The following is a 20456-nucleotide window of genomic DNA, read 5'->3' as shown; positions in this document are numbered from 1 at the left end:
GCGCCTATCGCCATAGCCGCGAGCCACACAATATCTCCGCTTTGCGAAACTCCGGCAACGCCCGCGGCTCTAAAGCCGTCCGTACAAAACCTGTAAAGACCGTAGAGCGCAAGAAAGATCGGAAAGAGCACTCCGCCCTGGCTTAGCCGGCCGCATTTTTTCAATAGGCGCTGTGTCATAAGCAGAATCAGAAAAATGGCAAAGGCGGCGGAAGATTCCAAAAGCTGCGATGGGAAATGATAATAACCGGCTGCATCAAACGGAAAATGCAGTCCAAAAAGAGGCGCCTTTTCATAATACCGGCCGACTCCGGCGCAGCAGCCCTCAAGATGGCAGCCGACGCGCCCTATGGCAAGCATAGCTGCGGCTGGAAGCGCCGCCGCGTCCGCAAAGGCTCCGGCTCTGATGCGCAGCCTCTTAAGCCTGTAAAGCCCGACCACGCCGCCCGCCGCCATCCCGCCCCATGAGGTCATGCCCCGAAACACCATGGAAAGCGGCATCTCGCCACTGAAATAAAGCGGCAGACGCCCCGCAACGCTTGCGGCATAGGAGCCAAGTATACCGGCGCAGTAGACCCAGATAAGCACGGATGAGGCGTCGTCGTAGTCGATGCCGTAGAGACGTTCTGCGCGCCGCCGCGTCCAGAATATGAAAAGCAGCAAAGCAGAAGCCCACAGCACATAATAGCTGCGGGCTTCGAGAAATGATATTTTGAATATTACCGGGTGCATCTCGCCTTAGTTGAATCTGCCGCGCTGCGGACGCCTTCTGCGGTTGCCCGAGGCTGCGCCCACGGGGCAGACGAGCACGCGGCGAAGCGGCTCTTCGCCTATTGAGCGCGTCTCTACCTCTTTATTATCGCGAAGCGCGATATGGATGAGGCGTCTTTCCCAACTGGACATAGGCTCAAGGCTGACGGGAGAGCCCTTGTGCTTCGCTTCGCGCGCTATGGACTCTGCGAGGCGCTTTAGCGTCTGCTCGCGGCGCTCGCGGTAGCCTCCGCAGTCAAAGCGCACGCGGCGCGTTGAAAGGTCGTCGTGGCATACGAGGTTTGTGATGTATTCGAGCGCCTTTAAAGTTTCGCCGTATCTTCCGATCACTACGCCCGCGTCCTCTCCGACAAGGTTGATCATGCCGTCGTCGGTCAGTTCGGGGATGAGGTCCAGATCCATCTTGTCAAGTATCTCATTTACGAAGTGGCATGATTTGATATAGGTGACGGGCGCAAAGGGACGAATCTCGACCTTGAAGGTGGAACCCAAGAGGCCGAAAAGTTTTTTGTCCTCCGATATTACAGTGGCGTCGACGTCGTCGGGCGTGATGCCCCACATTTTGGCGCCCTGCGCCTTAGCCTCGTCAACTGAGGGACACTCAACGACGGAGCTTTCTATTTCCGGCAGCGGTATCTGTTCGGTTTCTTTGCTGTTCATATTTTATTCCTCGTCTTCATCGTCGTCGTCAGCTGGCTGCTGTCCTACCGGCTTGTTCTTGTGGAGCGCCGGCTTCACGGCGAGCTGTTCCGTTGTCTTTTTCATTACAAAATATTGCTGCGCCACGCCTATCAGCGATGAAAGGCCCCAATAGAGCATCACGCCTCCCGGCATCGAAAGGCATATAAAGGCCATGAAGAACGGCATTATCGTATTCATCATAGCCATCTGCGGATTGGTGCCGCCGGAAAGCTTCTGCTGCGCCCATGTGAGCACCGAGATAGCGATAAGCAGTATGAGGTTTCCAAGGTAGAGTCCGACATGCGCGAGGCCGCTGGGGTTTGTTATCATTGCGGTAAGCACGGCCATTATGCTGTATTCACCGTTTGCGCCGGCGAGGGGTGGCACTCCAAGAGCCTGGGCGAGACCTGCCGTCGTTGAAGAACCGAGCATGACGCCGAGGTAAGAGGTGCCGGAGAAGTCATAGGTGCGGAGAACGTTGAAAAGGAGTATCAGTATCGGAAGCTGAACTATAAGCGGAAGGCAGCCCGCGGCGGGGTTGACCTTATATTCTTTGTAGAGACGCATCGTCTCCTGATTCATTTTTTCTTTATCATTGGCGTATTTTTCCTGGATCACCTTCAGCATGGGCTGTATCTTCTGCATATGCTGCATGCTGAGCATTTGTTTCTGGTTGAGCGGATAGAGCGCTATTCTCACAGCAACTGTGAGCAGTATGATCGCCAATCCGTATGAATGTGTTATTCCGTAAAAAAATTCAAGTACGGCAAGAAGGAGCTGACTTGCCCCATTCCATAATGAGCTCAAATTTGTTTCACCTATCCTTTCGAAGTTTGCTCCTGAAAGCCAGAAGCAGTCCTATCCATTTCCGTGAAGCTATCTCATCCGGCTCAGGGACGGGGTCATAGCCCCCTGGATGCCACGGTCCGCATTTTACGAGCCGCCGCGCGGAAAGCCATATCCCAATAAGAGCCCCGTATCTTTCCACCGCCTCCTCGGCGTAATGAGAGCAGGTCGGGTAAAACCGGCACTTGCCTCCGCCGAGCAGTGGAGTCAGCACCGCCTGATAGAGGCGGATGCAAAATATTATGGGAAGAGAAAATATGCGCAGTTCAATCGCGCTCTCTGTCCACAGACCAGTTTGCGCCGGGCCAGTTCGGCTCCAGCAGTCCGCGCCGTTTCAGCGATGCGGCCAGGTCAGCATATACTTCATCTGCCCCGGCGTTAAGCGCATTTTCACGCAAAGAGGCCACTACCCACACGCCGTCCTTTATCCACGGATAAAGGCGCCGCATAGCCTCTCTCATGATACGGCGGCCCCGCGTTCTCTGCGGAGCGTTTGCCATTTTTTTGCCTACTGTGACGCCTATCTGAGCGGGGCCGTCTCTCTTTACAAGAAACAATAACCGCACCAGTCCGCCAGTTTCACGACGCCCGGTGCGGAAAACAAGATCAAACTGCCACCCGCTCTTCAGTCTTTTTTCAGACGAAAAGCCAAAAATCACGGCTGTTAGACGGCAAGGCGTGCTCTGCCCTTGCGGCGGCGGTTTCTAAGAATCCGGCGTCCGCTCGGGGATGCAGAGCGCTCCAGGAAGCCCATTGCGCGCTTGCGTCTTATATTGTGCGGCTGAAATGTTCTCTTCACAGACTACACCTCCTGTGTTATGTCATCGTTATCAAAATATCAAAAATTCTTTGCAGAATTATTGTCGCATAAACAACCTGTTAAATATAGCATAGAGTTGGCCTGGGAGCAAGAAAATAATATTCTTTTTTGAAGTTTTTTTTTGAACTATTGCGCAACTGGGCTATGATGTGTTAAGATATTCGTTGTCTTTGTGAAGGAGGTGACGGCATTGCCAAATAAGAAATCAGCAAAAAAACGAGTCCTGGTCACTGAGAGAAACCGCATTTACAACCGTTTCTGGAAAACTCGCTGCAAGAACGCGGTAAAGAAGGTTCTCGAAGCGGTTGCGAACAAGGATCTTGATCTTGCGACTAAAAAGCTGAACGAGGCTCAGGGCGTACTGGATAAGGCGGTAGTTAAGGGCGTCGTCCACCGTAATACAGCGGCCCGCCGCAAGTCAAGCATGGCGGCTAAAGTAAAAGCTCTCGCGGCATAGGATCAGTTTTTCCCATTATGACAAATTAACGGCGGTCGACCTTCGGGGAGTCTGCCGTTTTTAGTTTTTTTAATTGCGTCCTCTGGCTGGCGGCGCAGAAAGTAGTTCTATCACGGCGGTTTCAAGGCCGTGCCAGCCGGCGCCAGCTCCGCTTCTTTCCTCGATGTTTATTCTTATGATGGCCGTTATGAATTTAGTAAGCGCCGCGTGCCCGTATCTTTGGTCGGCCTGCCTAGCCATACGCCACGCGTAGTCTTTGGCGCCCAGCGCCTGCGCAAAAAGAGGAGCCTCTTTTCCGACGCCGGCGTACCACGCAAGGCGCATTCTGTTGTGCAGAGGCGCAAGCAGCGGTATTAGGTCGTCGGTGCGCGCCATCGAACGCAGGCTTTTCATGACTCCGACAAAATCCCCCGTACAGAGGCCGTCAAGAAGCCTAAGCAGATTACGGCTTCCGTCGTCGAGGCATAGGCGCTCCACATCGGCGGCGGAAGCCGCGCCCCCTTTTTTCAAAAGGCGCAGGCTCTTCAGCTGCGCCCGTATCTCTTCCGGGTCTTCCAGCAGCTCCACTATCATAGCGGCTCCGTCCGGCGCAAGCGCCACATGGAGCTCCTTCGCCAGAGCCATAGTCCACGCCTGACGCTCGCGCGGCCATCTCGGAAATTCCGCCGCCTTGAGCATTTGGCATTTGGCAAGCGCGGGCTTTGGAATGAATTTCGCCGCGCTGTTTTTTGCGTCTCCGTCGTAGACGAGCACTATCACTACCGAGGCTTCCGGCTCTATCATGCCGGAAAGCTTTTCGGGCATAGCGCCAAGCAGCGGCGCGCTTTCGACGACTATATATCTTTCTTCATCAAAAAGGCCGCCGGTCATGTTGTCAGAGAGCAGAGAGTTCCACTCTCCGCCCTCCTGACGACCGGCGGCGCTATAACCTTTTTTTTCAAGTGCTGACGTCGTCTCCTCCAAAAGCCGCCTTTGCGCGGTGCCGGAGGCGGAGATAAGGAGGAGCGCCGGCATCAGTTTTTGACCACTACGTTTACAAGTTTGCCGGGAACGGCGATAGCTTTGACTATCTCTTTGCCCTCAAGACGCTTTTTCGTCGCTTCGCGGCCCATTACGTCGGCAAGCAGATCGTCCTTTGAAAGTCCGGCGGGAACGGTGAACTGCTCGCGCACCTTGCCGTTTATCTGCAGCACTACGGTGGCGCTGTCTTCGACAAGAGCGGACTCGTCGACTTCAAACCACTTCTCTATAGAAAGGAAGCTCTCGTTGCCCAACTGATGCCACAGTTCCTCCGTAAGGTGCGGCGCAAACGGAGAGAGGCAGCAAAGAAGAGTTTCAACGCCTTCGCGTTTGATGCTCCATCCCTGCGCGTCCTCAGGCGCGAACGATATAAGCGCGTTTGCAAGTTCCATAAGGCGCGCCACTGCGGTGTTGAACTGGCGTTCGTCGCGAATGTCCTTCGTTACGCGGTCGAGCGTGCTGTGGATGACGCGCTTCATATCGCGCTCTGACTGGAGTTTTATATCCGTCATTGAGACGCGGCTCTTTGCGGCGTTGCGCAGCTGCTCGATGTTCTGGTCAGCAAGGCGCCAGACGCGGCTTAGGAAGCGATTTGCGCCTTCGACGCCGCGCTCCGACCAGTCGAGATCTTTCTCTGGGGGTGCTGCAAAAAGTATGAAAAGACGCGCGGTGTCGGCGCCGTATTTTTTTATTATTTCGTCTGGGTCTACCACGTTTCCGATGGACTTCGACATCTTCGCGCCGTCTTTGATGACCATGCCCTGCGTCAGCAGGCGCTTGAAGGGCTCGCGCATATCGGCGGGGAGCAGCCCCAAGTCTGAAAGCACCTTCGTAAAGAAGCGCGCGTAGATAAGATGCAGACAGGCGTGTTCGATGCCTCCGATGTACTGGTCGACCGTCATCCAGTATTTCGCCGCCTCTTTGTCAAACGGCGCATCATCGCTCCACGGCGAGGTGTAGCGGTCAAAGTACCATGACGAACAGAAGAATGTGTCTATCGTGTCAGTCTCGCGGTGCGCGGGGCCTCCGCAGACTGGGCATGTAGTCTCATACCAGTCGGGACGCATGGCAAGCGGGTTGCCGCCGTTTACCGGCATCTCGATGTCAAGCGGCAGCTTAACGGGGAGCTGATCTTCCGGCACAGGCACTATGCCGCACTTGTCGCAGTAAAGCATCGGTATCGGCGTGCCCCAGTAGCGCTGGCGCGAGATGAGCCAGTCACGCAGACGGAACTGCACCTCTTTTTTGCCCTTGTCATGCTCTTCAAACCAATCCGCTGCCTTTTTGATGGCTTCGTCAGTGTGCAGGCCGTCAAGGAAACCTGAGTTGCAGGCCACGCCGTCGGCCGCGACGGCCGCGGGCATCGTAGCGCCGTCCGGCGCGGGGCCGTCTTCCGGACGAACGACGGTGACGACGGGGATGTTATATTTGCGCGCGAAGTCAAAGTCGCGCTGGTCATGAGCGGGAACGCCCATGATGGCGCCCGTTCCGTAGTCTGTAAGGATATAGTCGGCTATCCATATCGGAGCCTTTTCACCTGTAATGGGGTTGACCGCAAAAAAGCCAGTCTCCACGCCCTCTTTGTCTGTGCCTATCGCGGTGCGCTCTATCGCGCTGCGCCCTGCCATTTTCTTTGCGAAGTCGCGCATCTCAAGCGCCTTTTCGCCGCCCGCCATCTTCGCGAACTCTTCGACGTACGGGTGCTCCGCGGCCATTGCCACGAAGGTGACGCCGAAAATCGTGTCGATGCGCGTTGTGAACGCGTCGAGCTTAAGTTCCGTGCCCTCTATCTCCATCTGGAAATTGACGCCTTCGGAACGTCCCAGCCAGTTGCGCTGCATCGTGACGACGCGCTCCGGCCAGCCGGTGAGTTCGTCAAGGCAGTCCACAAGCTCCTGGGCATAGTCCGTTATCCTGATGAACCACTGGTCGAGGCCGCGCTTTGTGACTGGCGTGCTGCATCTCCAGCAGACGCCGTCGCCCACGACCTGTTCGTTGGCAAGCACAGTCTGGCATTTGTCGCACCAGTTGACAGGCGCGTGCTTGCGGTAGACGAGGCCTTTTTTATAGAACTGCAAAAAGAGCCACTGGTTCCATTTATAGTATGTCTCGTTGCAGGTTTCGACACGGCGGCGCCAGTCGTAGCTGTAACCCGCGTGTTTGAGCTGCTGCGTCATGTGCTCGATGTTGCTCCACGTCCAGTCGGAAGGAGCCGTCTTGTTTTTTATAGCGGCGTTTTCAGCAGGCATGCCAAAGGCGTCAAAGCCCATCGGGTAGAGTACGTTCAGCCCCTGCATACGCAGGAATCTTGCAAGCAGGTCGCCTATCGAATAGTTGCGGAGGTGGCCCATGTGGAGCGCGCCGCTCGGGTAGGGGAACATTTCAAGACAATAGAACTTCTCTTTCGCGGGGTCGGCCTCGACCTCAAAAATCTTTGAGTCGGCCCACTCCTTCTGCCACTTTGGCTCTATGGCGGAAAAATCATACGACATCTATATCTCTCCTTCTTACCTTCTTAAATGATCTGTAATAAATATATCTTTAAAGCCATTGCGCTATTATATACACAGCGTTTATTGAGGTCAAACGCGAGCACCGCGCAAAAGCGCGCTCTGCTCTTTCGCTTTATTTTTCTTCCTGCTTCGCCGGGTCTTCGGTGCTTATGTTTTTCAGCACAAAAGCGGCCCACAGTTCAAAGGCGTCTTTGAAGTTCCACGGGTCCTTGCCGGTGAGCGCGCGTATTTTTTTCAGGCGGTATTGGAGGCTGTTTCTGTGCATCGAGAGCCGGTCGGCCACCTCACCGCTCGCAAACGGCGATTCGCACCAGCCGAGGAAGGTGTCGCGCATCTCTTCGTAATCGTTGCGCCCCTCCAGCCCCGCAAGCGTTCGGTTAGCAAATTCGTCGCGCTTGCCCACCGGCAGCAGGTCGAGCAGCGCCTCGCTCGTCAGAGCACGCGCCGCGATGACGCCGGCCAGCTTGAGCTGCCCGGCAAGACGCATAGCGTCTCTCGCCGAGCGCAGCGAGATGGCAAGCCCCGTCAGGTCGTTTGCGGGAAACCCGACCGCGATATCCGCCGTGATGCCCTTATTTTCAATGCCTTCTATAAAGCTCTGCGCTATTGCCTCTATATTTCGGGAGACGTCTTCGTCCGTTCCCGGACGGTTTGGCGTGACGAATATGGTGACCCTCCTGTTGCGCTGAGGGCATATTATGTTGCGCGGGTGTGAAAAGGCGGAGCGAAGTTCGCGCACCATCGTCTGATAGGCGTTCTCGCTCGAATCGTCCCTCCATTTTTTCATCTCGACGACGACGGCCCCCTTGCATCTGGAGAGCGTCACGCCAAGCTCCTTGCCCTGCATCATGACGAGGACGCCCATACTGTGCGAGCCGTCATAGGCGGCGACGTTTTCGACAAGGTCGCGCAGCGCGCGCTCGCGCATGAGGTTTGATTCAAGGAAGGCCTGTTCGCGCAGCATTATCTCGGCCTGTTTCTGCACCAGCATCCCGAAGCGCTCCACCTCTTCGGGTATGCCAGTTATAGAGACGGAGCCTATCACCTTATCGAAAAACTGTATCGGAAGCGTGTAGCCGGGATAGACGCCCGGGGTTTTTTTAGCTTCTTCCGAATAGGTGACGTAGGGCTTGTTGTCCTTCATCACCTTTATAGAAGGTTCATGGAAGGTCCCGAGCCTTTTTTTGATGTTGCACCCGATGATTATCGCGTTTTCATCGGTAACAAGCACGCCGCGGCCGATTACTTCGCTTGCGCTCTCCGCTATATTCTGCGCCATCTTTTTAAACATGCCAGCCACTCCCGGTCGTTTTATTCAAGAGCATAGTTCGTTATTTATTATACTATATTTTTATGTTCTGAGGCCTAATGTATTTTAACTTGACTATGGGTAGAATGTGAATATGAAAACAAGGGGGACGAAACAGAGTCTCCGTTTGAAACATCCAGGAAATACAAACATTTATAAGGAGGAATGCAAAATGCGTTTGGAATTGCATAAGGTCCATATTAAGGGACTCGATTTTGCAGACAAAACCCACGTCAAAGACGGCGTGCTCTACGTGAACAAGAGCGAGGCTGAAGCGGTGGTCGCAGACGACAGAAACTTCGCCAAGGTGAGCATCGACTTTGCGCGCCCCGGTGAAAAGACCCGCATCATCCCCGTCAAGGACGCAGTAGAACCCCGCGTGAAGATGGGCAAAGGCAACTACTTCCCGGGCTTCATGGCTCCCATGGAAAAGGCCGGCAACGGCGAGACAATGGTCCTCGACGGCGCGGCGGTCATCACATGCGGCCCCATCGTCGCCTTCCAGGAGGGCTTCATCGACATGAGCGGCCCCGCGGCTCCCTATTCACCCTTCTCTGCAACATACAACATAGTCCTCTCCGTAGAGCCGACAGAAAATCTCGAGAAGCACCTTTACGAGACCTCCCTCCGCGAAGCTGGACTGAAGCTTGCTGTCTACCTCGCGCGCTGCGCTGAGGAAGAGGGCGCAAAGGCCGACGAAGTCGTCGTCTACGAAAAGGGCAGCACCTTCGAAGAAAACAACAAGTACCCCGAACTCCCGAAGGTCGTATATGTCTGCATGAACATCACACAGGGCCTTCTGCACGACACATACCTCTACGCGGCGGACCTTCGTCCCTCGCTTCCGACCCTCATCCACCCGAACGAAGTTCTCGACGGCGCGATGGTCTCGGGAAACTGCGTCTCTGCGTGCGACAAGAACACAACATGGCATCACTGCCATAACCCGATAGTGGCGGCCCTTTACGCGCGCCACGGCAAAGAGATCAACTTCCTCGGCGTCATCCCGACACAGGAAAGCACAGTGCTCGCAGGCAAGCTCCGCGCCTCCCAGATGAACCTTGACATCGCCCAGCAGCTCGGCGCTGACGGCGTCATCGTTTCAGAAGAAGGCTACGGCAACCCCGACACAGACCTCTGCCTCAACGCGAAGAATTTCGAGAAGGCCGGCATCAAGGCGGTCCTCGTCTCCGACGAATCAGCCGGCACGGACGGCGCGAGCCAGAGCCTTGCCGACGCCACGCCTGAACTTACGGGCTTCATCTCAACGGGCAACGTCAACGAAATGATCGAAGTTCCCGCGATGGACAAAGTTATCGGATATCCTGAAGCGATCGCGGTCCTTTCCGGCGGAGCCGAAGAGAGCCTGCGTCCCGACGGCTCAATGTACGTAGAGCTTCAGTCAATCATCGCCTCCACAGCAGAGATCGGCTTCAACAAGCTCGGCTGCGAGTGGATATAGGAGGTAATTAAGATGGCACTTAAAGTTGTACATTATATCAACCAGTTCTACGCCGGTATCGGCGGAGAAGAAAAGGCCGACCATCAGCCTGAGATCCGCGAAGGCGTAGCCGGCCCCGGCCTCGGCCTCAACCAGGAACTCGGCGCCGACGCTGAGATCGTCTCCACAGTCATCTGCGGCGACGGCTTCTACGGCGAACATACAGAAGAAGCCCGCGCGAAGTGCCTTGAGATGATCAAGGCGGCGAAGCCCGACCTCTTCATCGCAGGCCCCGCGTTCAACGCAGGCCGCTACGGTTTCGCCTGCGGCGACATCGCGGCGACAGTCGCGGCGGAGCTCGGCATCCCGACAGTCACCTCGATGTACCATGAGAACCCCGGAGTCGAACTCTACTCCAAGAAGACATACATCGTCCCCTGCGCTGATTCAGCGCGCGGCATGGGCAAGGCTCTCCCCGTAATGGCGAAGCTCGGCCTCAAACTCGCGAAGGGCGAACCGATGGGCCCCGCGAAAGAGGAAGGCTACCTCAGCCGCGGCATGAGAAAATCCTTCTTCCACGAGAAGAGCGGAGCTGAGCGCGCTGTAGAGATGCTGCTCAAAAAGCTCAAAGGCGAAGAGTTCCAGACAGAATACGAGATGCCGACATTCAAGAAGATCCCGCCGGCAGCTCCCCTCAAAGACCTGAAGCACGCGAAGATCGCCCTCGTAACATCAGGCGGCATCGTGCCCGTGGGCAACCCCGACCACATCCGCGTCTCATCGGCGGAGAGCTTCGGCGAATACGACATTTCAATGCTTGATAACCTCACCCCCGAAAACTACGAGTCTATCCACGGCGGTTACGACCGTCAGTGGGCCAACATCGACCCCGACGTGGTAGTTCCTCTCGACATCATGCGCGAGCTTGAGAAAGAGGGCGTCTTCGGAAAACTGCACGACAAGTTCTACACCACAACAGGTACAGGAACAGCCGTCGCGTTCGGAGAGAAGTTCGGCCAGGAGATCGGCAAGCGTCTGAAAGAAGCTGGAGTTGACGCCGCGATCCTCACCTCCACCTGAGGAACCTGCACTAGATGCGGTGCATCTATGACAAGAGAAATTGAAAACGCAGCAGGTATTCCCGTAGTCCAGATAGCGACAATAGTTCCCATCATGCTCACAGTCGGAACAAACAGAATCGTCCCCGGCGTGGCGATCCCTCATCCCGCGGGCAAGCCGGAACTCGGCCCCGAAGTCGACAGAGACGCTCGTAAAGAGCTCATCATGCGCGCCTTCGCCGCAATGCAGACACCCATCACAGAACAGACGATTTTCGAAAAGAAATAGCTTCAGACAAAAATGGGCGGCTTCCCGCCGCCCATTTTTCTTATTCTTTGTTATTCTGCACTAAAAACCCTTTGCTTTTTCCCTCAAAATAAATTATTATACAGGGCATTGAATGCCGAATAGAAGGGGGCTAATAAATGTCCGAGATTGAAATGCGCATAATCACCAATAACCCCTGGATCGAAACCAACGCGGCGGTCCCGCATGAAATCATTTTGGTCGAAGGCACGCCGATAGATACACTGGACAAGACGGAAGAGATGCTCCAGCAAGGCTGGAAACTGGTATCTGCGCCTCTGCCGCCCAACGTCCCGATAATGCGCGGCCCGTACAGGTCGCTCGCCGTAGAAAAAAACGACCGTCAATATGACAAAGACGGCCTTATCTCCATAGAGAAGGCCAAGGAACGTTATATATTTGAAAGAACTAACCACAACCTGCCGGAGCCAAGCGAAGATTTTGGCATCATCGACAGGCAGATGCTTCAGAGGACGCTGCGCGACGCAATGCTAATCAAAGCCGAAACTGAAATATCAAATTAATTAATAAAGTCGACATTAGCACGCACCAGTGTTATGATAATAAAAAGTGAGAATTAGTTTCATCTAACTATACAGGAGGCAAATAAAATGATTGCACTTACAAAAGAGAACTGCGACGCCGAAGTGCGTCAGGAAACATCGATCCCCGTAGTAGTAGACTTCTGGGGCCCCCAGTGCGTTCCCTGCATGGGACTCATGCCGCACTACCACGATATGGAAAAAGACTTTGAAGGCAAAGTGAAGTTCACCTCTGTCGACTGCTCAACAAACAAGAGAGTCGCGATGGGCTTCCGCGTTATGGGACTTCCCACATTCCTCTTCTGGAAAGACGGCGTTGAGGTAAAGCGCCTTTCAAAGGAAGAATGCACCCCCGAATCGATCAGGGCGGAAATCGAAAACCTTACGAAGTAAGGCAAACCATTTGGCACATCTCAAATGCTCCGGCATTTGATTTTGCAATAAAAAATTCAAATAGGAGGTGTCTTGTCCATGGGCAAATTAAAAGATAAGAAACTTCTCCTGCTTGGCGAAAGAGACGGAGTTCCGGGACCTGCGATGGAAGCATGTCTCAAGGACTCAGGTGCTGACATAGTCTTCTCAGCCACCGAGTGCTTCGTCTGAACCGCGGCAGGAGCAATGGACTTGCAGAATCAGCAGCGTATCAAAGACGCAGCTGAGAAGTTTGGAGCCGAAAATTGTGTTGTAGTGCTTGGATCATCTGACGCTGAAGGCGCAGAGATCTACGGCGAAACAGTCACAAACGGCGACCCGACCTTCGCAGGCCCGCTTGCTGGAGTCCCGTTGGGACTTCCCGTATATCACATATTTGATGAGGATATCCGTTCAGAATGCGACCCCGCGCAGTGGGAAGAGCAGATTTCCATGATGGAAATGGTTCTCGACCCCGAAGCGCTCGCAGCAGCCGTCAAAGGCATGCGCGAACAGTACAGTAAGGCGGTTCTTTAGTCTTACCGAGAATTTTTTAAACAGCCGGCGTGACGTTCAAGTCACGCCGGCTGTTGTTGCGGCACTAATGAATTTGGCGTTCGCCGTGACGCGCACGCCAAACGCGGCGGCATTCGGTCTGTTTTCCGAAATGCCGCCGCGTTATGAGTTGGCTTTGCCGCTTGCTTTTTTGTGCGTTTAGTCCGCGATGGCGCTTAAGCGGTTTTTCTTTGCGCTCTCCTGAAGCAGCGCAAGCGCCACAGAGAGCACGTGAGTGTTGTCGGTCCATATAAACGACGCGCTTGTGAGAAGCTTGTCGGGGGCGTCAGCGGGGGTGAATACGAGGTTGCCGTTGACTATTCCCCATTTGAGCCTCTCCCATCCGAAAAACTCCGGCTGCGAGCCTTTAAATATGCTTTTTTGCGTTATCGTGACGCCGGTGTCGGCCACGGAGAAATCTCCGAAGTTATATTCGCGGCCCTGTTTCAGTCCGTCCAGCATGTCGGCCATCAGCCTCTTGCCGACGGCGCGCCAGATGCGCTGAGTCAGGTGCTCGTAAAAATCTTTTTGCTTTGTTTTTATGGTGAACTCCCGCGTCTGCGTGCCAAAGGTAGCGACGTAGGCTACTTTCGGAAAGACGCCGCCTCTTTTTTGGTCTATCCCCCATCTGATGCGCGTGATGGTCTTAAGCGGCATCAGTTCGCCGCAGTACAAAAAACCGGCCGGCGTGATGTCAAGGCTCCGTTGAAACGGCCATATCCCAAACCTGCAATGAAAATCTATTTCTTTTTGCCACGATTTATTTTCCACGACGAACAGCTCCCGTTTGTCTCTACAGTTATTCTATCTATTAAAGGACCAGATTATCACAGCTTTTCCCTTATATCAATATAGCCAGTTCCAGAAATGGTCATGTAGAGGCGGATGTCGCTTCTGGACTTTGATTTTATCGCAAACGTCGCGGCCGGCGTCATCGTATGCCAGCGCCCGTCAAAGGTCAGCAGGCTCGCGCCGCCGAGGTAGTTCAAATCAGCCGCCTTTAACGCAAAGTTCTCGTGCTTCATGTACATCGCGCCGCCATACCATGTTACGGTCGCTTCATAGTCGTTGATGCCGCCGCTCGTCATCTGCACGTCGAAGGCGACCCTTTCTCTTGCGGCCTTTGACATACGGTACTTGAACCAAGAGGCGGCGCGTGCCGCCTCTTCCGCCACCACCTGCCGTTCGCTCTTCTGCGGCATCAAAACCATAACTACTGCCGCCGCTGAGCAGATGATGACGATGACCGCGATAAGCTCACAAAGCATAAAACCGCGGCGCATGGATTATTTCGCGGCTTTCGCCCTTTTTTCCAGTTCAGCGTTCAGCCACAGGTAAAAGCCGTGCTCCTTTTTTAAGAGGCGTCCTTCTGCGTCTGCGCACGCCTGCTTCGTCCATCCTTCGGCAAGCAGGAGGCCGTCCGGCGCTCGCTTTATCCTGTATTCAAACTTCACGCTGTGCACCTTCAGCTCCGTAATGCGCCCCCAAAGCTCTATCTCGTCGTCGTACCGCGCCGGGTGCTTGTAGCGGCAGTAGGCTTCGACTACGGGAAGAATGATTCCTTTTTCCTCCCACTCCGTGTAGGCCGCGCCCCATTTGCGGCAGAGTTCCGTGCGCGTCACCTCAAACCAGTCGAGATAGTTGGCGTTGTAGACAACTTTCATCTGGTCTGTCTCACTGTAACGTACGCGCATTGCCAGGGCAAGCTCAAAATCGCTTATAATTTCGTGGCTGTCGTTTTTCATGCTCCAAGCGCTCCTCGCTTATATAAAATATATTTCGCGCGGTCAAGCGGCGAGACGCCGCGGTATGGCACGGCGGCCCCTTCGCCCGGCGGAGCGGGCGCGTACCCCGCGCCCGCAGCTGACCACGCACCTCTTCCGCCTGTAAGCGACGCAAGCCGTATCGGGAAATCCATGCTCGAGGCAAGCGGTATAAGCCCCTCTATTGTGAATGTCCCCTTTCTCACGGAGGGAGTATCAAAGAGGCCGCGCATCGCGATTATTTCGCCTATAAGTTTTCCGCTGTATTCCTCGGGGAACGCAAGTCTGAATTTCTGAATAGGCTCCATCAGCTCCGTTCCGCTGTTTACGAGCGCGTCCATCACGCCCATCGGCGTAGCCAGCATAAAGTCGAGCGGATGAGTGTGGACGGTGTGATGTTCCCCGCCTGTCAGCGTTATCTTTAAGTCGGTCGTCTCCCAGCCCTGCGGCCCCTGACGAAGCGCCTCCGGTATCGTCTGGCGCACCTGCGCCTGATAGCGCGTAAATATTTTGTCGTTGTCTACGACGCTCTCAAAGACTACGCCAGAACCGGGGGCAAGAGGTTCTATCTCAAACTCCATCACGGCCCAGCAGGGCTTCGGCATTGTATATTCCACGTAGCCTCGCGCCTTTTTCAACGGCCGTTCCTTATATATGATCATCGGAGCGCTGATATTCGCTTCAATGGCGAAGCGCTCTTTTAAGAGGGCCTCCAGTATCTCTATCTGGATAAGCCCAGTGACGCGCGCAAGCAGCTCGCGGCTTTCCTTCTCCCATATAACGTCAAGCAGCGGCTCCTCCGCGGAGAGTTCCGCAAGAGCCGCGACAAGCGCGGGATAGCGCTGCTCGTCTTTTGGTTCTATCTTTACGCGGAGCATGGGAGAGGCCATCGCGGCTCGCGGCGGCACGAAGGCCGGCTCTCCTATCACCTCTCCGCTTGCGATAGAGGCGAGTCCGTAGACGGCGCCCGCCTCCCCTGCCGAAAGTATGCCTGTGTCGAACTCTTTTGCGCCCGTCACTTCGCGAATCTGCGTCACCTTTTCACAGCATCCGGAGGCGGCCCGAATGACCTCTCTGTTTTTCAGCGTGCCGGAAAAAAGTCGCAGATGGGCGACGCGGCCTAGCGCTGCGTTGTGCTCGACCTTGAAGACGACGCCTGAAAGCGGCCCATCTTCGTTCTTTTTTTCAGCAAGCATCGCAAGCAGTGAGAGAAGTTCGTCAACGCCTTCGCCTTTTAACGCGGAGCCTTTGATATATGGAACGAGCTTTTTTGAATAAAAGGCGGAGGCAAGCAGCCGCAGCAGCTCCTCTTTCGTAAACGCGGCGGCGCCTTTGTCAAAATATTTTTCAAGCGCCGCGTCGTCATACTCGGCCGCCGCCTCCGCAAGCGCCTCGTCGTCGCCCACATCCACGGCGCGCGGCGTTACGCCCAAAAGCGCGCGAAGCGAGGAAAGCGTATCCTCTACTGAGGCGCCCGTCCTGTCCGTCTTGTTTATAAAAAAGACGGCCGGGATGCCGGCCTCTTCAAGTGAGCGGCATATAAGCTCCGTATGCGACTGGACGCCCTCCACGGCGGAGACGACCACCACAGCCGCGTCTATGGCGCGCATGGCGCGTTCCGCCTCGCCCGCAAAGTCGCTGTGTCCCGGCGTGTCGATAATAAAAATCTTAGCGTCGTTCCAGTGTATGAGAGCGGAGGCAGAGCGCACGGAGATGCCGCGTCTGCGCTCAAAGTCCATGAAATCCGTGTGGGCGCTGCCGTCGTCAACGCGCCCAAGGGAGCGCACTGCGCCGGATCTGAAAAGCAACTGCTCCGTAAGCGTCGTCTTTCCGCCGTCCACATGGGCCATCACTCCGATGGTCAGAGTGCGGGTTTGCGTCATTTCACCCAATCTATCTTTACATCTCTGCGCGGCGCGTACTGACGCGACGGCCTTATCTTCGGCCAGCCGAACATCTGCGCGCCGCAGACGTGTTCGTCCTCGCCTATGCCAAGATATTCGCGCAGGCCCTTGAAATTCCGTATCGCGGTGGTGAGGTAGCCGCCCCAGCAGCATCCGACGCCCATACCGTGCGCCGAAAGCTCAAAATAGGTGAGCGCTATGACGCCGTCCTCGGGCCAGCGATGGCTCTTCGGCACGACGGCGATCGCCGCGTGCGGCGCGCCGCGCAGCAGCAGGTCGCGCCCCTCCTTCGCGTGCGCTATCATAGAGGCGCCAAGCAGCGCCTGAGGGCTTGTCGGGTCTTTGAATATCTCCTCGCGGAGCCAGCAGAGCACGAGGTTCGTTATCTCCTTCGTCTTGTCAGGGCTGTCAGAAACTATCCAGCGCACAGGCTGTTCGTTGACGGCTGTGGGCGCCTGGCGCACCGTCTCAAATATACGATGGAGCTCGTCGCGCGAAAGCGGCCTTTCGTCGAACTGGCGAATGCTGCGGCGTGTACGCAGAAGGTCCTGCGCCTCTTCGTCCGTCGGCATTTTTATATCCGCGACCTTTACAAGTCTCTCTTTTTCCATAAATGAAAGGTCGTTCGCGCAGGCTGGACAGAAAAGCACGCACTGGCCGCACTCTATGCAGCGATTTTTACGTCTTTCGTCCATCTCCGGGAAACCGAAGTCTCCGAATTTTATGATCTGCGTCGGGCACAGGCGCACGCATAAGCCGCACTTTGTGCATTTACCTTCGTCTACTCTAAGTTCGTTCATTTTAAGATGTCACTCTCCTGTGAGTATCTGATATTCTTTTGCCTACAGGCTAATTTTATCACCTGCCAATAAGTTTATGACGCAATGGCGGCAATTATAACGGGCTTTTTCTCTTTTTTTAGGCTATAATCTATGCCACATGCGGAGCAGCCGTAAATTGAATATTTGGCGACACACCTATAAACAGGAGGAAATTTAATGAAACTAAAAATTTTGATATTAACGATGGCGGCGGCCTTCTTGATGCCGCTTGCCGCTTCGGCCCAGACGCAGGAGCTTATTCCGCCGTTCCACTGGACCTACCATCTTCTGAGGAGCTTCTCCGACAAGGGGCTAATCGACGAAAAGGTGGAGCCAGGAAAGAGCGCGTTCACTCAGCCGCAGGTGGTAAGTATGCTCGTCATGGCGCTCAAGCATGTTGAAAAGGAGATCGACAAGCTTGACAGCGACGGCCTCGCCGCTATGCGCACGCTGGCGCAGTCCTACCGCCCCTATTTCAAAGAGGCGGGCTACGATTATGAGACCATACGCAACGACATCGAGATGGCGGCGATGCGCGCTGGCCTCAGCGCCATAGAGACAAACGACGATTTCTCCGCAAATCCGAAAGCGCTCACAGTAAAGGCGGCATCCGCGGTAAACGGCTTCACCTTTGACCTCTACGGCAGACTCGCCGCCGCGCAGAAGGATAAAAGCCTTTTCGTCTCGCCCTACAGCGTCATCTCGGCCCTCTCTATGTGCTACGCCGGCGCTCGCGGAGTGACGGAGGCCCAGATGGCGAAGGTGCTTTTCCTCGTTCCCGATATTCATAAGAACATGGGCGCGCTCATCAACGAACTGAACGCCGTCCCGCAGGATACGGCGCAGCTGCGCGCTGCAAATTCCATTTGGCCCGCGAAGGGAACGAAAATACTTCCCGAATTTTCGCAGACCGTAAAACACTGGTACAACGCTCAAATGACGCCGCTGAACTACAAAGCAAGCCCCGAGGCGGCGCGCAAAACGATAAACAACTGGGTCTCAAAGCAGACAAACAAAAAAATCGAAAACATCATCCAGCCCGGCATCCTCACCCAAAACACTCTAATGGTGCTGGCCAACGCCGTCTACTTCAAATCTTCGTGGCTTGAGGAATTTGAGCCGGAAAAAAGCCAGCCGCGCGCCTTCTGGCCGACGCCGGCAAAAAGCGTGAACGTCGTCACCATGAGCCGCACCGGCGACAAAGTGAACTACGCGAAACTGAGCGACGCTGAGATGGTGGAGCTGCCCTACAAGGACGACCGTTTTTCGATGATAGTGCTGCTGCCCGACAAAAGCTCAAATATACAGACGCTTGAAAAGGCGATGAACGCAAATCAGTTCGACGAATGGCTCGCGGCGATGTCGCCCCGGCGCGTTAAAATCTTCCTCCCTAAATTCAAGCAGGAAAACGACTACGAACTGGCGCCCGTGCTTGCGGCGCTTGGGATGCCCTCCGCCTTCAAGGCCGGCGAGGCGAACTTCTCCGGCATAACGGGAGAAAACAATATCTACATCAGCAACATACTGCACAAGACCTTCATCGAGGTAGGTGAAGAGGGCACCGAGGCTGCGGCCGCGACCGCCGTCATCATGATGAAGATGTCGCTTCCTCCGCAGGACAACGACGCAGTGGTATTCCGCGCCGAACGCCCCTTCATCTATTTGATAAAGGACAACCGAAGCGGCGCAATAATTTTCATAGGAAAATATACGAAACCCTAAAAAGGCAAAATACTGTAAAGGCGCAAGAGGCGGCGAACGGGTATCCCAGTTCGCCGCCTCTTGCACCTTTATTTTATAGCAGCCCGCTCCTACTCGGCGAGCAGCGCCACCGCCTCCGCGTAAAGATGCAGCAGCTTTCTCAGGTTTTCGAGCGTCATCATCTCGTTGGGCTGGTGGTCGAGGTCAGGTTCTCCGGGGAAGTTCGGCCCGAAGGAGACGGCGTTCGGTATCGAACGGCAGTAGGTTCCGCCGCCGGTGCTTTCGGCCTGCGCCTCTATTCCCGTGACGTTTTTGTAGGCTTTCAGCAGTTTTTCAACGAGCGGCGATTTCGGGTCCACAAAGAGAGGGGCGCTGTGTATATCCACAACAAGCTCCGCGTCCGCGCGTTTTGCGGCATTTTTAAGCTCCGCGCAAAGTTCGTCCCAATTCACGGTGACGGGATAGCGTATGTCCACCTTAAGCTCCGCATACTTAGGCGTCACATCGGCTATCGCCGCGTTCCACGTAAGCGGGCCGGAGAGTTCGTCGCTCTTTGCAATGCCCGCCTCTTTGCCGTAGGTGTCGGCAAAAAGAAAGCCCATGTCGCAGATAAAATCCTTTGCCTCTACAGGCTTCCACATGAGCCTGCCGACGGCGGCAAAGAGCGTAAGCAGCGCGTTTTCTCCCGTGTGAGGAGCCATCGCGTGCGCCGTTTTTCCAAAGGCCTTGACGCGCGTCTGCGCGCCTTCGACGCGGACTTCGATATTTTTCATTTCAGATATGCGGCGCATCTCCTCTTCCGGGAAGAGGCCCTCAAAGAGCGCCTCCGCCCTGTCGGGCACGACGTTGTAGCGGAAACCGCCCGCAAGTGATACGAGCGCAGGAAGGTCAGCAAACTCTTCTTCTTTGATTATCTTCTTCGAGAAGATGACCTTGGCCATTCCCTTTTCGGCGTTTATGAGCGGGAACGACGAATCTGGCGAGAAACTGTAAGCCGGTATCTCTTCCGTCTCTTTATAGCGCCGCATACAGCGGCTGCCGCTCTCCTCGTCGCCGCCTACGATGACGCGAAAACGCTTGCCGTTCAGCACGCCGGCATCGGATGCCGCCTTCAGCGCATAGAGCGCGGCAAAGGCCGGCCCTTTGTCGTCAGCAACGCCACGGCCCCAAAGCGCGCCGTCCGCCACCTCCGCCGCAAACGGAGGATATTTCCACTCGGACAGGTCGCCGACTGGCACGACGTCAAGATGCGCCAGAATGCCGACAAGCGTGTCGCCAGAACCGATCTCCGCCCATCCTGCGGCGTTTTCGATGTTCTTTGTCTCAAAGCCAAGCGATGCCGCGCAGGCAAGAAACTGTTCAAGCGCCGCGGAGACCTTCGGCCCAAACGGATCCTTTTTTGTGGCCGCGGCCTCGTCCAGAGTGCTGGGAATGGATATTGATGCGCGAAGATCCCTAAGCATGGGCTCAAACTGCGCGTCAGCTATATCATGAAGAGTTTTATTCATATTGCAAAACTTCCTTTCATTGATTATTT

At 55.2% G+C, this 20456-nt stretch carries 22 protein-coding genes; 7 read left to right on the top strand and 15 right to left on the bottom strand.

The window, feature by feature from the left end; genetic code table 11:
• The 6 genes from RRY12_03420 to rpmH form a co-directional block, all read right to left on the bottom strand.
• Positions 1–731: prolipoprotein diacylglyceryl transferase (locus RRY12_03420; protein ID MEG2183705.1), on the bottom strand; the 731-nt coding region annotated here is incomplete at its 3' end.
• Positions 732–737: 6 nt separating this feature from the next.
• On the bottom strand, positions 738–1430 hold the full coding sequence (jag, locus tag RRY12_03415; GenBank protein MEG2183704.1) for an RNA-binding cell elongation regulator Jag/EloR: 693 nt from the start codon (positions 1428–1430) through the stop codon (positions 738–740).
• A 3-nt stretch (positions 1431–1433) separates the two neighbouring features.
• Entirely contained in the window at positions 1434–2258 is an 825-nt protein-coding gene (locus tag RRY12_03410; GenBank protein ID MEG2183703.1) for a YidC/Oxa1 family membrane protein insertase, read from the bottom strand.
• A gap of 7 nt (positions 2259–2265) precedes the next feature.
• Positions 2266–2562 carry a membrane protein insertion efficiency factor YidD gene (gene yidD, locus RRY12_03405; GenBank protein ID MEG2183702.1) on the bottom strand — a complete coding sequence of 99 codons (297 nt, stop codon included), beginning with the start codon at positions 2560–2562 and terminating at the stop codon, positions 2266–2268.
• A gap of 1 nt (position 2563) precedes the next feature.
• Positions 2564–2956, bottom strand: coding sequence for a ribonuclease P protein component (locus tag RRY12_03400; protein ID MEG2183701.1), 393 nt, complete (start codon positions 2954–2956; stop codon positions 2564–2566).
• 5 nt (positions 2957–2961) lie between these two features.
• Positions 2962–3096, bottom strand: coding sequence for a 50S ribosomal protein L34 (gene rpmH, locus RRY12_03395; GenBank protein ID MEG2183700.1), 135 nt, complete (start codon positions 3094–3096; stop codon positions 2962–2964).
• 211 nt (positions 3097–3307) lie between these two features.
• On the opposite strand from rpmH, the gene rpsT reads away from it, so the two are divergent.
• Positions 3308–3574 (top strand): 30S ribosomal protein S20, encoded by a 267-nt coding sequence (gene rpsT, locus RRY12_03390; GenBank protein ID MEG2183699.1) that lies wholly within the window; start codon positions 3308–3310, stop codon positions 3572–3574.
• 69 nt (positions 3575–3643) lie between these two features.
• Here the strand turns inward: rpsT and RRY12_03385 are convergent, their stop codons facing one another.
• The 3 genes from RRY12_03385 to RRY12_03375 all read right to left on the bottom strand — a co-directional run bounded on the left by RRY12_03385 (position 3644) and on the right by RRY12_03375 (position 8398).
• Entirely contained in the window at positions 3644–4588 is a 945-nt protein-coding gene (locus RRY12_03385) for a hypothetical protein (protein MEG2183698.1), read from the bottom strand.
• Positions 4588–7086, bottom strand: a complete 2499-nt coding sequence (leuS, locus tag RRY12_03380; GenBank protein ID MEG2183697.1) for a leucine--tRNA ligase — start codon at positions 7084–7086, stop codon at positions 4588–4590. The genes RRY12_03385 and leuS overlap by 1 nt, the downstream gene beginning before the upstream one ends.
• A gap of 133 nt (positions 7087–7219) precedes the next feature.
• Complete coding sequence (locus tag RRY12_03375; protein ID MEG2183696.1) at positions 7220–8398, bottom strand: sugar diacid recognition domain-containing protein; 1179 nt, start codon at positions 8396–8398, stop codon at positions 7220–7222.
• A gap of 190 nt (positions 8399–8588) precedes the next feature.
• On the opposite strand from RRY12_03375, the gene RRY12_03370 reads away from it, so the two are divergent.
• The 5 genes from RRY12_03370 to grdA all read left to right on the top strand — a co-directional run bounded on the left by RRY12_03370 (position 8589) and on the right by grdA (position 12712).
• Entirely contained in the window at positions 8589–9878 is a 1290-nt protein-coding gene (locus RRY12_03370; GenBank protein MEG2183695.1) for a glycine/sarcosine/betaine reductase component B subunit, read from the top strand.
• A gap of 12 nt (positions 9879–9890) precedes the next feature.
• The gene (locus RRY12_03365; GenBank protein ID MEG2183694.1) at positions 9891–11204 is read left to right on the top strand and encodes a glycine/betaine/sarcosine/D-proline family reductase selenoprotein B; all 1314 of its coding nucleotides are present in this window, start codon (positions 9891–9893) and stop codon (positions 11202–11204) included.
• 137 nt (positions 11205–11341) lie between these two features.
• The gene (locus RRY12_03360) at positions 11342–11746 is read left to right on the top strand and encodes a GrdX family protein (GenBank protein ID MEG2183693.1); all 405 of its coding nucleotides are present in this window, start codon (positions 11342–11344) and stop codon (positions 11744–11746) included.
• 87 nt (positions 11747–11833) lie between these two features.
• Positions 11834–12157 (top strand): thioredoxin family protein, encoded by a 324-nt coding sequence (locus RRY12_03355; protein ID MEG2183692.1) that lies wholly within the window; start codon positions 11834–11836, stop codon positions 12155–12157.
• Between the two features lie 78 nt (positions 12158–12235).
• Complete coding sequence (gene grdA, locus RRY12_03350) at positions 12236–12712, top strand: glycine/sarcosine/betaine reductase complex selenoprotein A (GenBank protein ID MEG2183691.1); 477 nt, start codon at positions 12236–12238, stop codon at positions 12710–12712.
• A 177-nt stretch (positions 12713–12889) separates the two neighbouring features.
• Here the strand turns inward: grdA and RRY12_03345 are convergent, their stop codons facing one another.
• Genes RRY12_03345 through RRY12_03325 form a run of 5 tightly spaced genes read right to left on the bottom strand, consistent with a single transcriptional unit; the run spans position 12890 to position 17197 of the window.
• Entirely contained in the window at positions 12890–13501 is a 612-nt protein-coding gene (locus RRY12_03345; GenBank protein ID MEG2183690.1) for a hypothetical protein, read from the bottom strand.
• 56 nt (positions 13502–13557) lie between these two features.
• Positions 13558–13998: a hypothetical protein gene (locus RRY12_03340; GenBank protein ID MEG2183689.1), complete on the bottom strand. Its 441-nt coding sequence runs from the start codon at positions 13996–13998 to the stop codon at positions 13558–13560.
• Between the two features lie 18 nt (positions 13999–14016).
• The gene (locus tag RRY12_03335; GenBank protein MEG2183688.1) at positions 14017–14475 is read right to left on the bottom strand and encodes a thioesterase family protein; all 459 of its coding nucleotides are present in this window, start codon (positions 14473–14475) and stop codon (positions 14017–14019) included.
• Entirely contained in the window at positions 14472–16376 is a 1905-nt protein-coding gene (locus RRY12_03330) for a TetM/TetW/TetO/TetS family tetracycline resistance ribosomal protection protein (protein MEG2183687.1), read from the bottom strand. The genes RRY12_03335 and RRY12_03330 overlap by 4 nt, the downstream gene beginning before the upstream one ends.
• The gene (locus RRY12_03325) at positions 16373–17197 is read right to left on the bottom strand and encodes a nitroreductase family protein (GenBank protein ID MEG2183686.1); all 825 of its coding nucleotides are present in this window, start codon (positions 17195–17197) and stop codon (positions 16373–16375) included. Before RRY12_03325 ends, RRY12_03330 begins: the two co-directional genes overlap by 4 nt.
• 198 nt (positions 17198–17395) lie before the next feature.
• Between RRY12_03325 and RRY12_03320 the strand changes: the two genes are divergently transcribed.
• Complete coding sequence (locus RRY12_03320) at positions 17396–18940, top strand: serpin family protein (GenBank protein MEG2183685.1); 1545 nt, start codon at positions 17396–17398, stop codon at positions 18938–18940.
• Positions 18941–19029: 89 nt separating this feature from the next.
• Here RRY12_03320 and RRY12_03315 read toward each other — a convergent pair whose 3' ends face one another.
• Positions 19030–20427 carry a Sapep family Mn(2+)-dependent dipeptidase gene (locus RRY12_03315; protein MEG2183684.1) on the bottom strand — a complete coding sequence of 466 codons (1398 nt, stop codon included), beginning with the start codon at positions 20425–20427 and terminating at the stop codon, positions 19030–19032.
• Between the last annotated feature and the right edge of the window lie 29 nt (positions 20428–20456).

Origin of the sequence: Cloacibacillus sp. (genome assembly GCA_036655895.1) — a bacterium.
Taxonomy (GTDB): domain Bacteria; phylum Synergistota; class Synergistia; order Synergistales; family Synergistaceae; genus JAVVPF01.
This window is presented reverse-complemented; position numbering and strand designations above follow the sequence as displayed.